Below are 334 nucleotides of genomic sequence, written 5' to 3' on the forward strand. Positions count from 1 at the left end.
GCCGGCGACAACAGATGGCGCGACCTCTGGATGACCCGGCTGGAGAACCAGTCGTTCCTCTTGCCGCTGTGGCTCAGCCATCAGCATCGCGACGGCTATTGGAAACGCGGTTCGATTTGCGAGGATTTCTCTGCCGTCAAGGCGGCTGTGCTGTCGATCGGCGGCTGGCACGACGGCTACCGCAACACGATCTCGCACCTCGTCACCAACATCGAGGCACCGGTCAAGGGCATCGTCGGGCCATGGATCCACAAATACCCACACTATGCCGGCCCCAAACCAGCCATCGGCTTCCTGCAGGAAGCGCTGCGCTGGTGGGATCGCTGGCTGAAGG

Annotated in this window: 1 protein-coding gene; it reads left to right on the plus strand. The window is 62.6% G+C overall.

Annotated features, from left to right (window positions below):
- On the plus strand, positions 1 to 334 hold a 334-nt coding region (locus X744_RS01000000170790; RefSeq protein WP_032908316.1), incomplete at both ends, for a CocE/NonD family hydrolase.

Origin of the sequence: Mesorhizobium sp. LNHC252B00, from assembly GCF_000502955.1 — a bacterium.
Lineage (GTDB): Bacteria > Pseudomonadota > Alphaproteobacteria > Rhizobiales > Rhizobiaceae > Mesorhizobium.